Below are 13,160 nucleotides of genomic sequence, written 5' to 3'. Positions count from 1 at the left end.
TCGCTCGAGCCAAGCGCGTGCTGGTGTTAGTTGTCAACCAACAAGAAGATGGCCGTGGGAAAAACTCACCCGAACGAGCGAGCGACCGCGGCGCGATCGACCTTCCCAGGCCCCCTGGTCGGCAGTTCTCCGAGGAAGACCACCCGCTTCGGCATCGCGAACCGCCCGACGACGTCGTGCACGGCCTGCCGCAGCGCCTCCGGGTCGGGCGGTGTGTCGGGGTCATCCGGGACGACGGCGGCCACCACCACCTGCCCCCACTCCTCGTCGGGCACACCCACGACGCACACCTCGCGCACCCCGCGCTGGGCGGCGAGCACCCGTTCGACCTCGTGCGGCGACACGTTCTCCCCACCGCTGATGATCACGTCGTCCGCCCGCCCGACGATCTCCAGGGTGCCGCCGGCCGTGATCCGCCCGAGGTCCCCGGTCCGGAACCACTCGCCGAACGGCTCGCCGCCCTGGTAGCCGAGCGCGAGCGTGGGCCCGGCGATCTCGATGCGGCCGCCGACGAGCCGGACCCGGACACCGTCGAGCGGGTGCCCGTCGTAGACGCAGCCGCCGGCGGTCTCGCTCATGCCGTAGGTGGTGACGACGTTGACGCCCGCCTCCCGGGCCCGGTCGAGCAGCGAGGGCGGCGTGGCCGCGCCACCGATGAGGACGGCGTCGAACTCGCGGACCGCGGCGAGCCCGGGGCCTTCGGTGGCGACCAGCCGGGCGAGCTGGGTCGGGACCAGCGCGGTGTAGTGCGGCCCGGGGGTGCGGAGGACCGTGCGCGCGGCGGCGGCGAACCCGGACGCCCGGAAGCCCGAGGCGAGGTCCATGACCTCGGGCTCGGTGCCCGCGACGATCGAGCGGACCAGGACCTGGACACCCGCGATGTGCGTGGTGGGCAGGGCGAGCAACCAGGTACCGGGTCCGCCGAGCCGGGCGTGGGTCAGTTCGGCCGACGCCACGAGGGCGGCGGCCGAGAGCAGGACAACTTTCGGCTCGCCAGTAGAACCGGATGTGCCGACGGCAAGAGCGGCTCGCGCCTCCCACCCGCGAAGCACTCCCAACTCCCGCCCACCAGGCAGCCCGGACACGACCACTGTCCCGCCGTCCGCCGAGCCCGCAGCCCCGAAGTCCGCCGAACCCGTGGCTGAGCCGGCTGTGCGTGCGGTGTCCGGTGGGCTGGTCGGGTGACGAGTGAGCGGGGTTGTCGGGTCGCTGGTTTCGGGTGGGAGGGCGGGGGCCAGGGCTTCGCGGAGGGTGGCGAGGGTGGTCATGGTGGGGGTGGGTCAGTAGTAGTAGGGGTAGTTGGACCAGTCCGGGTCGCGCTTTTCCAGGAATGCGTCTCGGCCCTCCACCGCCTCGTCGGTCATGTAGGCCAGGCGGGTGGTTTCGCCGGCGAACAGCTGTTGGCCCACCAGGCCGTCGTCGATGAGGTTGAAGGCGTATTTCAGCATCCGCTGCGCGGTCGGGGATTTGCCGTTGATCTCCTTCGCCCATTGCAGGGCGGTGTTCTCCAGTTCCGCGTGCGGCACCACGGCGTTCACGGCACCCATCGCGTGCATTTCCGCCGCCGAGTACGTCCGGCCGAGGAAGAAGATCTCGCGCGCGAACTTCTGGCCCACCTGGCGCGCCAGGTACGCCGAGCCGTAACCGCCGTCGAAGCTGCCGACGTCGGCGTCGGTCTGCTTGAAGCGCGCGTGCTCCTCGCTGGCCAGCGTCAGGTCGCACACCACGTGCAGGCTGTGCCCGCCCCCTGCCGCCCAGCCCGGCACGACCGCGATCACGACCTTCGGCATGAACCGGATCAGCCGCTGGCACTCCAGGATGTGCAGCCGCCCGGCACGTGCGGGGTCGACGGTGTCGGCCGTCTCACCCGACGCGTACTGGTACCCGCTGCGCCCGCGGATGCGCTGGTCACCGCCCGAGCAGAAGGCCCACCCCCCGTCGCGCGGCGAGGGGCCGTTGCCGGTGAGCAGGACGCAGCCCACGTCCGCGCTCATCCGGGCGTGGTCCAGCGCGCGGTACAGCTCGTCGACCGTGTGGGGGCGGAACGCGTTGCGCACCTCGGGCCGGTGGAACGCGATGCGCACCGTCCCCTGGTCCACCGCGCGGTGGTAGGTGATGTCGGTGAAGTCGAAGCCTTCGACCGGCTTCCAGCGGGTCGGGTCGAACAGCTCGGAAACGTCCTGGTCTGCCACGCAGGGGACAATATGCCCGCGCCGGAGCTGAGAGCGGGCCAGGCTGCCGAAGGGCCGGGACGGCGTGTCGGTGCTGTGCAGGGGTCATGATCCAATTGTTCGAACACCCGTTCGACTCAGCAAGGTGAATCGCCCGATCGAGCGCTGAGCGACAATGTCCAGGTGAATCCGTCCACCGCGCAGGCCCGGGTGCTCGTCGACGAGCTGATCCGCAACGACGTCCGGCACGTCGTGCTGAGCCCCGGCTCCCGCAACGCGCCGCTCTCCATCGCCCTCGCGGAGGCCGCCGCGCACGGACGGATCACCCTGCACGTCCGCATCGACGAGCGCAGCGCGGGCTTCCTGGCCCTGGGGCTGGCCAAGGGCAGCGGCCAGGTCACCGCCGTGACCTGCACCTCCGGCACCGCCGTCGCCAACCTCCACCCGGCGGTCCTGGAAGCCCGCCACACCAAGACCCCGGTCATCGCCCTCACCGCCGACCGCCCGGTCGAGCTGTACCGCACCGGCGCCAGCCAGACCGTCGACCAGCACGGCGTCCTCGGCGTCGACACCCTCCAGTTCCCCATCGCCGAACGCCGCACCGGCCAGAACGGCCTGTGGCGCTCCCTGGTCTGCCGCGCCGTCGCCACCGCCCGCGACACCGGCCCGGTGCACGTCAACGTCCCCTTCCGGGAACCCCTGGTCCCGGACGGCGACGACTGGGTCGAGCCGATCGACGGCCGCCCCTTCGACATGCCCTGGACCCGCGTCGACCCGCGCAGCACGACCTCCGTGCACGCCGCCGACCACCTCGGCCCGCGCACCCTCGTGGTCGTCGGCGACACCGACAAGGACGTCGACGACCTGGCCGAACGCGCCGGCTGGCCGGTCGTCGCCGAACCCACCGCGACCGCCGCGAACGCCCTGCGCCACGGCTCCCTGATCCTCAACGCGGGCGACCTGCCCGCCGAGCTGACCCCGGACGCCCTGGTCGTCGTCGGCCGCCCCACCCTATCCCGGGGCGTGATGCGCCTGCTCGCCACCACCCCCACCGTGCACGTCCTGTCCGACGCCCCGGACTGGCCGGACCCCCAGTTCGCCGCCACCCACACCTCCACCGACCTGGTCCTCGGCGAGCACGAGGTGGACCCCGAGTGGTCGGCCGCCTGGCGGCACGCGGACAAGGCCGCCGCCGCGGCCGTGGACGACCTGCTCCACCGCGAACCGTGGCCCACCGGCCTGCACGTGGCCCGCGACCTCCTCGACGCCCTCCCGGCGCACGCGCACCTGTTCCTGGGCTCCTCCAACCCGGTCCGCGACGTCGACCTGGTCGCCACGCCCCGCCCGGACGTCCGCGTGCACGCCAACCGCGGCGTCGCGGGCATCGACGGCAGCGTGTCCACCGCCGCCGGCCTCGCCCTCACCGCCGGCCCCGCGTTCGCCCTGATCGGCGACCTGACGTTCCTGCACGACACCAACGGCCTGCTGCTCGGCCCCGGCGAACCCCGCCCCGACCTGACCGTGGTCGTCCTCAACGACGACGGCGGCGGCATCTTCACCCTCCTCGAACAGGGCGCGCCCGAGCACGCGGCCACGTTCGAGCGCGTCTTCGGCACCCCGCACGGCACCGACTTCGCGCACCTTTGCGCGGCCCACGGCGTTCCGCACACGCTGGTCGAGACGGCCGACCAGTTGAGACGAGCCCTGACCGCGCCCAACGGAATGCGCGTGGTGGAAATCCGGGCGAAACGCGCCGAATTGCGCGATCTGCACAGCCGTCTCAAGGCCGCGGTGTCAACTGCTTTCCAATAGCCAGGAACCTACGGACGGGGGTACAGCACGCCTTGCGTGAAAGCTAGCTTCCCCGCATGTCCCTCAGAGCGAAGCTCACGCTAGGCACCGCCACCGCGGCTTCACTGCTGCTGCTCGCCGGCACCGCGACCGCCGCGGAACCCGGCGCACCGGGCATCGGCGACCCGTATTACCCGAATGCCGGCAACGGCGGGTACGACGTCTCCCACTACGACATCCGGCTGAACTACCAGCCGGCCACCGACAACCTGTCCGGCACGACCACGATCGTCGCCAAGACAACCCAGGACCTGAGCCGGTTCAACCTGGACTTCCTGCTCAAGGTCAGCTCGATCCGGGTGAACAACCGCGTCGCCTCCTTCACCCAGGACGGCGGCGAGCTGGTGGTCGACCCGAAGACGAGCCTCCGCAAGGGCTCCGACGTGACCATCGTCGTCACGTACTCCGACGTGCCCTCGAACTACGCGGTCGACGGCTACAAGGCGTGGAAGCGCACCCCGGACGGCGCGCTGGCCATCGACGAGCCGGACATCGCGCAGTGGTGGTACCCGAGCAACAACCACCCGACCGACAAGGCGACCTTCGACGTGTCCGTGGCCGTGCCGGACGGCGTCGAGGTCATCTCCAACGGCCTGTTCAACGGCACCGCCAAGCAGATCAACGGCTGGACGCGGTGGCGCTGGCGGAGCCTCAAGCCGCAGGCCACCTACCTGACCTACGTGGCGATCGGCCAGTTCGAGGTGCGGCAGTCGACCGCGCCCAACGGCCAGCCGGTGGTCAACGCGTACTCGCTGAACCTGGGCGAGAACGAGCTGCCCGCCAAGGCCAGCGTCGAGCGCACGCCCGAGGTCACGGAGTTCCTGGAGCAGAGCTTCGGGCCTTACCCGTTCGAGGCGCAGGGCGGAGTGGTCGCGCCCGGCATCGGCTTCGCCCTGGAGAACCAGACCCGGTCCACCTACGACCCGGCGTTCTTCCGGCGCGGCGCGAACACCTACGTCGTGGCCCACGAGGTCGCCCACCAGTGGTTCGGCGACTCGGTGTCGGTGCAGCGGTGGCGGGACATCTGGCTGAACGAGGGCTTCGCCAGCTACGCCGAGTTCCTGTGGTCCGAGCACGTCGGCGAGGGCACGGCGCAGGAGAACGCCGAGTACATCTACGACCTGTACCCGGCGGACAGCCCGTTCTGGCAGGTCCTGCCCGGTGACCCGGGCGCGGCGGACCTGTTCCACGGCGCGGTCTACGACCGCGGTGCGCTGGCCGTGCACGCGCTGCGCGTGGCGGTGGGCGACGAGGCGTTCTTCACGATCCTGAAGCGGTGGACGCAGTCCAAGAAGTACGGCAACGGGTCGATCGAGGAGTTCGTCGCGCTCTCCGAGTCGATCTCGGGGCAGCAGTTGGACGAGCTGTTCCAGACCTGGCTGTTCACCAAGGGCAAGCCGGCCGCCGCGCCGGGTGCGGCGACGTTCGCCACGCAGGCCGTGGTGGCGGAGCCGAAGGCGTTCCGGAAGATCCGGGAGACGCACGAGGTCCTCGCCGGTCACCAGCACTGAGACGCGTGAAAGCGGCCCCTCCGAGTCCGGAGGGGCCGCTTCGTCTTGAGTCAGCTCTGGCCGATGGCGTCCACGACCTTGGTGGTGATGGCGCTGTAGCCGGTGACCGTGCCGGGCGTGATCCACGAGTGGTGCGGCTTCGGGCCGGCGACCGTGCGCTCGCCGATGAACTCGCCGGTGGCCGGGTCCACGATCAGGTCCCGCCGCTCCTCCTCGTCCTCGATGCCGATGGCGACACCCGTGCGGCCGTCCAGCGTCACCGCCGACTCGTAGACCTTCACGCCGTCCAGCAGTGCCAGCGCCCGGTACCAGCCGGCCCGCAGGTCCGCGGGCATCAGGCCGGAGCGCAGCACCTGCACGCCCCAGTGGAACATCACGGCCGGCGACGAGCCGCGGTGGGCGGTCGCGCCGCGCAGGTAGTCGACGATCGCCTGCGGGTCGCGCGGCAGGGCCTCGTAGAAGGCGGGGTTGTCCCAGTCGGTCGGGTCGCCGCAGGCCTTGGCGGGCTGGGCGTCGGGGAAGAAGTTCCCGCACTTGCCGCGCCGCTCACCGGTGTCGGTGTCGGTGGCCTCGGGCTCCCGCGCCTCGGACTGCGGGACCGAGCCGCCGAGCCACTTCAGGCCGGGCAGCCAGGCCCGCCGTTCCAGCCAGTCCTGGGACTGGTCCTGCGGGATCCACTTCTCGTAGGCGACTTCCTTGAGCCAGGTGTAGCCGCGCGGGGTCTGGTCGGGCGCGTCGACCGGCACGCCCATCGTCACGCCCCGCTGGTACCAGGCGTGTTCGCGGATGAACCGGTACTGGCCCGGCGCGAGCACGGGGTCCACGGCCTTGATGGCGTCGGCGGCGTTGTTCAGGACCTCCTGCGCGGACAGCAGTTGCACGGCGGGCGCCGAGGAGGTGGCGACGGTCAACGCGCTGTCGGTGGTCGTGGGCGGCGCCTGGTTCAGCGCGATGCCCGCGACCAGGACGGCGGCGGCCGCGGCGGCGACCGGCACGGCCCAGCGGAGGCGGCGGGAGGCGGTCTTGCGGGCGGTGAACCGGTCCGGGCCGGGGGGTTCCTCGGCGGCGGCGGTCAGGACACGGGCGCGGATGTCGTCCAGGTCGCCGGTGGAGTGGCGGGCCCGGTGGTTGATCTGGTCCAGGACGTCGTCGAGGTCGCTCATCAGCGGTCCTTGTCGGTGAGCAGGGCTTGGAGGCGGGCGCGGGTGCGGTGGAGGCGGGAGCGCACGGTGCTGGCGGGCTCCCCGAGGGCGGCGGCGACCTCGGCGGGCGTCAGGCCGGCCCAGGAGGTCAGCAGCAGGGCGTCCCGGTCCTCGTCGCGCAGGTCGTTCAGCGCGGCGGCGACGAGCTTGGACGCGCGTTCGGCGTCCACCCGGTCTGCGACGAACGTGCCGTGGTCGGGTTCCGGCCGGCCGACCGCGCGCAGGCCGGCGCGGTGGCCGCGGACCTCGCGGCGGACGTGCTCGCGGACCAGGTTGGTCGCGATGCCGTACAGCCAGCCCTTGATCGGCGCCCGGTCCGGGTCGTAGGTGTGCCGGCGGCGCAGCGCCACCAGGAACGTCTCGGCCACCAGGTCGTCGGCCGCCGACTCGCCGACGCGTCCGGCGAGGTAGCCGCGCAGTGGCCGCGCGTGGGCGTCGAACAGCTCCGCGAACGCCGACGCCGGGTCAGGGCCGCGCAGGTCCGGCGGTTTGTCCAGTGCAGTGGTCACACACCGGTTGACCGGAACACCGCCCGGCGTCCCGGTGAGCCGGGTCACATGCCTTCGAGGGCTTCGCGGAACGGCAGCATCTTGGCGTGCGCCTCGCGGACCTCGGAGTCCGGATCGGACTCGGCGACCAGCCCGCAGCCCGCGAACAGCCGTGCGGTGCGGCCCTCGACGCGGGCGCAGCGCAGCGCGATGCCCAGCTCGCCGTCGCCGTTGCCGTCGATCCAGCCCACCGGACCGGCGTAGCGGCCCCGGTCCATGCCCTCCAGCTCCTCGATGACGGCGATGGCGTCCGCCCTGGGCGTGCCGCCGACGGCCGCCGTGGGGTGCAGGGCCTCGCCGAGCCGCAGCAGCGAGGGGGAGTCGTTGAGGGTGCCGATGACGTCGCTGGACAGGTGCGACACGTTCGGCAGGCGCAGCACCGACGGCCCCTCGACGGACATGGTGGCGCAGAACGGCCGCAGCGTGTCGGCCAGCGAGGCCACCGCGTACTCGTGCTCCTCGCGGTTCTTGCCCGACGACATGAGCGCGGCTTCCAGCTCGTCGTCGGACATGCCGTCGTGCGGCCACGTGGTGCCCGCCAGCACGCGCGAGTCGACCACCGGGCCGGACCGGCGCAGCAGCAGCTCGGGCGTGGCCCCGACCAGGCCGTCCACCGCGTACACCCAGCACTCTGGGTAGCGCCGGGCCAGGCTCTCCAGCACGAACCGGTGGTCGATCGGCGCGTCGGCGACGGCCAGCAGGTCGTGCGCGAGAACCACCTTGTCCAGTTCACCGGCCCGCATCCGGGCCACGGCCGTGCGCACGGCCTCCCGGTACGCGGTCACCGACAGCTCGCCGTCGGCGTACCGGACGGTCGAGGGCCGGGTGACCGGCTGCACGGGGTGCGGCTCGCTCTCGCCGACCGTGGTGAGCCACGTCTCACCGTTCCGCCGCCCGACCACGACCTCCGGCACGACCAGCACGGAGTGCCCCGGCCGGTCGGCGAACGCCATGCTCACGAACGCGACCGGTCCCGAGCCCGGCACGCCCAGCTCGTCGTCCACGTCCAGGTGCGCGGTGAACTCGCGCCACCAGGCGTCGGCGGCGGCGAACCGGTCCGGCCCGGACACCTCGACCCTGGCCGCCTCACCCCACCCGACCAGGCCTGATCCGTCCCGCACCCAGGCCAGGGCGCCGGTCGGCGCGGGCAGCCTGCCCAACAGGCCACCGGCCGGGACGCGCCTGGTGTGGACGCGCAACCGCTGTCGGGTCCGGGAGGCGGGAGCTGTGGTCACGGCGTCGAGGGTATGGAGTCATCGCTGAGATTCCGCGTCCGCCCAGCCCTAGACTCCTCAGTTGTGGTGGACAACGCAGTGCGGACGGGTCGTCGGCGGAAGGTGAAGCTGCTGGTCGGCCGGGCGCTGCTGGTCCTGGGCGGCCTCGTGACGCTGATCGGCGCGACCCTGCTCGCCGCGTGCGTGCGCGACGACCTGGCGATCGAGAAGCGGATGGGCCGGGAGACCGCCGAGGTGGTCTCGGTCTCGTTCCAGCGCACGGTGGTGCGGTTCGCGACGCCGGACGGCAAGGTCTACAGCCCCTCGCAGGGCCTGCTGTACCCGGACGGGCTGGAGCCGGGCCAGCTCGTGCGCATCGAGTACGACACCGCCGACCCGGAGGTCGCGCGGGTGGCGGGGCGCACCTGGACCCTGGCGATCCTGCCCATCTCGACGTTCCTGCTCGGCGTGTGGGCCGTGCTGCTGCCGCTGTACTGGTGGGTGCGCCGCCGCTTGTGACACTTGTTCCCGAAATCCGACTCCAGGTGTAACATCGAGGGCATGGACCTGGAGGCGGAGTTCGAGCGCGCCGTCAGCGGTGAGCAGCGCGTCGAGCCGCGGGACTGGATGCCCGACGGCTACCGCAAGACCCTGATCCGGCAGATCGCGCAGCACGCGCACTCCGAGATCATCGGCATGCAGCCGGAGGGCAACTGGATCAGCCGCGCGCCCTCGCTGCGCCGCAAGGCGATCCTGCTGGCCAAGGTCCAGGACGAGGCGGGCCACGGGCTCTACCTGTACGCGGCCACCGAGACGCTGGGCGCGGACCGCGGCGAGCTGACCGAGAACCTCATCAACGGCCGGCAGAAGTACTCGTCGATCTTCAACTACCCGACGCTGTCCTACGCCGACGTCGGCACCATCGGCTGGCTCGTGGACGGCGCGGCCATCTGCAACCAGGTGCCGCTGTGCCGCACCTCCTACGGCCCGTACGCGCGCGCCATGATCCGCATCTGCAAGGAGGAGTCCTTCCACCAGCGGCAGGGCTACGAGCTGCTGATGACCATGATGCGCGGCACGGACGCCCAGCGCGCGATGGTGCAGGAGTCCGTGGACCGGTTCTGGTGGCCGTCGCTGATGATGTTCGGCCCGCCGGACTCGGAGAGCTCCAACACCGAGCAGTCGATGAAGTGGCGCATCAAGCGCAACACCAACGACGAGCTGCGGCAGAAGTTCGTGGACATGACCGTGCCGCAGGCGGAGAAGCTCGGGGTGACCCTGCCCGACCCGGCGCTGAAGTGGAATCCCGAGCGGGGGCATTACGACTTCGGCCAGCCCGACTGGGACGAGTTCTGGCAGGTCGTGGGCGGCAACGGGCCCGCCAACGCGCAGCGGATCGCGCACCGGCGCAAGGCGCACGAGGACGGGGAATGGGTGCGTGCCGCCGCGGCGGCCCACGCCGCTCGCCGTGCACGACGTGAGGAAGGTGTGGCATGAGTTCGTCGTGGCCGCTGTGGGAGGTGTTCGTGCGGGGCAAGCGCGGGCTCAACCACGTGCACGTGGGGTCCCTGCACGCGCCGGACGCGGAGATGGCGCTGCGCAACGCCCGTGACGTCTACACGCGCCGCAACGAGGGCGTGTCGATCTGGGTGGTGCCCGCCGCCGCGATCACGGCTTCCTCGCCGGACGAGAAGGACCCGTTCTTCGCGCCCAGCGGCGACAAGGTGTACCGGCACCCGACTTTCTACTCGATCCCCGAGGACGTGCCGCACCTATGAGCTTCGACAACGCTTACGAGTCGCTGATCGACCACGAGGACACGCACTGGGCGTTCGGCACCGGGTTCTCCGAGGCCCTGCCCGGCGTGGACCGCGCGATTCCGTCCGATGTGGACAGTGCCGACCTGGTCGCCTACTGCCTGATGCTCGGGGACGACGCCCTGGTGCTGTCCCAGCGGCTGGCGGAGTGGTGTTCGCGCGCGCCCGAGCTGGAAGAGGACGTGGCGCTGGCCAACATCGCCCTCGACCTGCTCGGCCAGGCCCGGCTGCTGCTCACCCGGGCCGGCGAGGTCGAGGGGTGCGGGCGGGACGAGGACGCGCTGGCGTACCTGCGCGACGAGCGGGACTTCCGCAACGTCCACCTGGCCGAGATCGAGTGCGGCCCGTTCGCGGGCGGGGACTTCGCCACCACGATGGCCCGGCTGCTGGTGTTCTCGACGTGGAAGATCGCGCAGTACTCGAGTCTGCTCGGGTTCGCCGACCCCGTGGTGGCCGCAGTGGCCGCGAAGGGGTTGAAGGAGCTGGCCTACCACCGCGACCACGCGGCCCAGTGGGTCGTGCGGCTGGGTGACGGGACCGACGAGTCGCACCGGCGGATGCGGGCCGGGCTGGCGCGGGTGTGGCCGTTCGTGGAAGAGCTGTTCGCGGCGCATCCCGTGGAGCAGCGGTTGGGCCTGGACCCCGCTGGTTACCGGGCCGAGTTCGACTCGGTGATCGACACGGTGCTGTCGGCGGCGGGTCTTGAGCGGCCGACGTCGGTGCCCGCCGCGCGGGTCAACGGCCGGGCCGGGCGCGACGGCGTCCACACCGAGGCCATGGGCTACCTGCTGGCCGAGCTGCAGCACCTGCACCGGTCCCTGCCGGGGGCGACGTGGTGACCGCGCTGGACGTGGCGTCGGCGGTCCGCGACCCGGAGCTGCCCGTGCTGACGCTGGCCGACCTGGGCGTGCTGCGGGAGGTCGTGGAGGAGGACGGACGGGTCCTGGTGACCATCACGCCCACCTACTCCGGGTGCCCGGCGGTCGAGGAGATGGGTGCCGACCTGAAGCGGTCCCTGCGGGCGGCCGGTTATGCGGAGGTCGAGGTCCGGACGTCCCTGTCGCCGGCGTGGACCACGGACTGGATCAGCGACGAGGGCCGCCGCAAGCTCGCCGAGGCGGGCATCGCACCCCCGTCCCGCGTCGGCCCGCGCGCCGTCGGCCCGGTCCCGCTGACCCTCACCCCGCCGTCCGCGCGGGTGGCGTGCCCCCGGTGTGGTTCACCCCGTACCGAGGAGCTGTCCCGGTTCGGGTCCACGGCGTGCAAGGCGCTGCGGCGCTGCCTGGACTGCGCCGAGCCCTTCGAGCACATCAAGGAGATCTAGATGGCCCGGCCGGTGTTCCACAAGCTGACCGTGGCGGCCGTGGATCGCCTGTGCGAGGACGCGGTCGCGGTCACGTTCGACGTGCCGCCGGAGCTGGCGTCGGAGTTCGAGTTCCGCGCGGGGCAGTACCTGACCCTGCGCCAGGGCGACGAGCGTCGGTCGTACTCGATCTGCGCTCCGGTCGGGTCGCCGCCTCGGATCGGCGTGCGCCGCGTGGACACGGGCTTGTTCTCGACGTGGCTGGTGGACCGCCTGACCCCTGGCGATGTCGTGGAAGTCCTGCCTCCCATGGGCAACTTCACGCCGACCGGTGGTGACCACCACGGCCTGGTGGTGGCCGGTTCGGGCATCACGCCGGCGTTGTCGATCGCTGCCACGGCCCTGGCGGCGGGCGAACAAGTGACCCTGCTCTACGGGAACCGGCGGGCCGACACGGTGATGTTCGCCGAGGACCTGGCGGACCTGAAGGATCGGTACCCGTCCAGGTTCCAGCTGATCCACGTGCTGTCCCGGGAGCCTCGGGACGTGGAGCTGTTCACCGGCCGGTTGGACGCGGAGAAGCTGCGGGCGTTGTTCGCGTCGGTCGTGCCTTTCTCGTCGATCGACCAGTGGTGGCTGTGCGGGCCGTACGGGATGGTGCGCGACGCGGAGGCGGTGCTGTCGTCGCTGGGCGTTCCGGCGACCTCGGTGCACCACGAACTGTTCTACGTCGACGAGCCCCCGCCCCCGCCTCGGCGTGCCGAGCAGGTGCTGTCGTCGGTGGGCGAGGGCACGGTGATCCTCGACGGCCGGACGACGACGGTTCCGCTGCCGCCGGACACGCCCATTCTGGATGCGGCGCAACGGGTGCGGTCGGATTTGCCGTTCGCCTGCAAGGGCGGGGTGTGCGGGACGTGCCGGGCGCTGGTCGTGTCGGGCGAGGTGGACATGCGGCGCAACTACGCGCTGGACGAGGCGGAGGTCGAGGCGGGCTTCGTCCTGACCTGCCAGTCCGTGCCGGTGACACCCGCGGTGACGGTCGACTTCGACGCGTGAACGCAACTAACGTAGCCGGGTAACGATCAGGCCGAATGTCGTATCCAACGCTGATGCACGGTCTTGACATGCGCGCCCAGCTCTGGCTCTGCGACCACTCGAACGACGTCACCGCACGGCGCACCTGCCTCACCGCGGCTGCGGCCCACCTGCTCATCTCGGGCGTCTCGCGGCTCGCCCTGGAGAGCTGCCGGCACCAGGACACCCGCGATCGCGCCACGCTCGCGGCGGTGGTCGGCAAAGCGGAGGACTTCAGCTACGAGCACTTCCGGCCGCACGAGGATCCACTGCTGTGGCTGAGCGATTCCATCGCCTGGTGCTACGGGGTGGGCGGCGAGTGGCGGCGGCGCGTCCAGGGCCTGGTCGACGCGGTCCACCGAGTCGACGTGCCGTAGAAAGCGCGAAACCCGGCAACCGGCCGTCCGACCGGTGAACCGGGTTCACTTCCGGCCCCTATTGGGACCGGCACGACAATGCCAGCACGACG

The 13,160-nt window shown here is 71.7% G+C and carries 14 protein-coding genes; 9 read left to right on the top strand and 5 right to left on the bottom strand.

Annotated features, from left to right (window positions below):
* Window positions 1-65: 65 nt before the first annotated feature.
* The gene (gene menE / locus RIN75_RS38120) at window positions 66-1,268 is read right to left on the bottom strand and encodes an o-succinylbenzoate--CoA ligase (RefSeq protein WP_309116964.1); all 1,203 of its coding nucleotides are present in this window, start codon (window positions 1,266-1,268) and stop codon (window positions 66-68) included.
* A 12-nt stretch (window positions 1,269-1,280) separates the two neighbouring features.
* On the bottom strand, window positions 1,281-2,192 hold the full coding sequence (locus RIN75_RS38115) for a 1,4-dihydroxy-2-naphthoyl-CoA synthase (protein WP_309116963.1): 912 nt from the start codon (window positions 2,190-2,192) through the stop codon (window positions 1,281-1,283).
* A 162-nt stretch (window positions 2,193-2,354) separates the two neighbouring features.
* Here RIN75_RS38115 and menD point away from each other — a divergent pair, with 162 nt between their 5' ends.
* Both menD and RIN75_RS38105 read left to right on the top strand, forming a co-directional pair.
* Window positions 2,355-3,983, top strand: coding sequence for a 2-succinyl-5-enolpyruvyl-6-hydroxy-3-cyclohexene-1-carboxylic-acid synthase (gene menD / locus RIN75_RS38110; protein WP_309116962.1), 1,629 nt, complete (start codon window positions 2,355-2,357; stop codon window positions 3,981-3,983).
* Window positions 3,984-4,039: 56 nt separating this feature from the next.
* A complete protein-coding gene (locus RIN75_RS38105) occupies window positions 4,040-5,533 on the top strand; it encodes a M1 family metallopeptidase (RefSeq protein WP_309116961.1) in 1,494 nt (497 codons plus the stop codon).
* Window positions 5,534-5,583: 50 nt separating this feature from the next.
* Here the strand turns inward: RIN75_RS38105 and RIN75_RS38100 are convergent, their stop codons facing one another.
* From RIN75_RS38100 to RIN75_RS38090, 3 genes are read right to left on the bottom strand one after another with little or no spacing between them, the layout of a single operon-like run.
* A complete protein-coding gene (locus tag RIN75_RS38100; protein ID WP_309116960.1) occupies window positions 5,584-6,696 on the bottom strand; it encodes a CU044_5270 family protein in 1,113 nt (370 codons plus the stop codon).
* Window positions 6,696-7,244: a sigma-70 family RNA polymerase sigma factor gene (locus RIN75_RS38095; RefSeq protein WP_309116959.1), complete on the bottom strand. Its 549-nt coding sequence runs from the start codon at window positions 7,242-7,244 to the stop codon at window positions 6,696-6,698. Before RIN75_RS38095 ends, RIN75_RS38100 begins: the two co-directional genes overlap by 1 nt.
* A gap of 44 nt (window positions 7,245-7,288) precedes the next feature.
* The gene (locus tag RIN75_RS38090) at window positions 7,289-8,518 is read right to left on the bottom strand and encodes an isochorismate synthase (protein WP_309116958.1); all 1,230 of its coding nucleotides are present in this window, start codon (window positions 8,516-8,518) and stop codon (window positions 7,289-7,291) included.
* Between the two features lie 63 nt (window positions 8,519-8,581).
* Here RIN75_RS38090 and RIN75_RS38085 point away from each other — a divergent pair, with 63 nt between their 5' ends.
* The 7 genes from RIN75_RS38085 (at window position 8,582) to RIN75_RS38055 (ending at window position 13,068) form a co-directional block, all read left to right on the top strand.
* Complete coding sequence (locus tag RIN75_RS38085; RefSeq protein WP_309116957.1) at window positions 8,582-9,016, top strand: DUF3592 domain-containing protein; 435 nt, start codon at window positions 8,582-8,584, stop codon at window positions 9,014-9,016.
* Between the two features lie 42 nt (window positions 9,017-9,058).
* A complete protein-coding gene (paaA, locus tag RIN75_RS38080; protein WP_309116956.1) occupies window positions 9,059-9,994 on the top strand; it encodes a 1,2-phenylacetyl-CoA epoxidase subunit PaaA in 936 nt (311 codons plus the stop codon).
* Entirely contained in the window at window positions 9,991-10,275 is a 285-nt protein-coding gene (gene paaB / locus RIN75_RS38075) for a 1,2-phenylacetyl-CoA epoxidase subunit PaaB (protein ID WP_121224725.1), read from the top strand. Before paaA ends, paaB begins: the two co-directional genes overlap by 4 nt.
* The gene (gene paaC, locus RIN75_RS38070) at window positions 10,272-11,153 is read left to right on the top strand and encodes a 1,2-phenylacetyl-CoA epoxidase subunit PaaC (RefSeq protein WP_309116955.1); all 882 of its coding nucleotides are present in this window, start codon (window positions 10,272-10,274) and stop codon (window positions 11,151-11,153) included. The genes paaB and paaC overlap by 4 nt, the downstream gene beginning before the upstream one ends.
* On the top strand, window positions 11,147-11,638 hold the full coding sequence (paaD, locus tag RIN75_RS38065) for a 1,2-phenylacetyl-CoA epoxidase subunit PaaD (protein WP_309116954.1): 492 nt from the start codon (window positions 11,147-11,149) through the stop codon (window positions 11,636-11,638). The genes paaC and paaD overlap by 7 nt, the downstream gene beginning before the upstream one ends.
* A complete protein-coding gene (gene paaE / locus RIN75_RS38060; RefSeq protein WP_309116953.1) occupies window positions 11,639-12,673 on the top strand; it encodes a 1,2-phenylacetyl-CoA epoxidase subunit PaaE in 1,035 nt (344 codons plus the stop codon). It begins immediately after the preceding gene.
* Window positions 12,674-12,741: 68 nt separating this feature from the next.
* Window positions 12,742-13,068, top strand: a complete 327-nt coding sequence (locus RIN75_RS38055) for a hypothetical protein (protein ID WP_309116952.1) — start codon at window positions 12,742-12,744, stop codon at window positions 13,066-13,068.
* Window positions 13,069-13,160: the final 92 nt, after the last annotated feature.

This window comes from Saccharothrix sp. (genome assembly GCF_031180885.1).
GTDB lineage: Bacteria > Actinomycetota > Actinomycetes > Mycobacteriales > Pseudonocardiaceae > Actinosynnema.
Note: the sequence above shows the minus strand (reverse complement) of the source record. Positions and strands in the feature narration are given on the sequence as shown.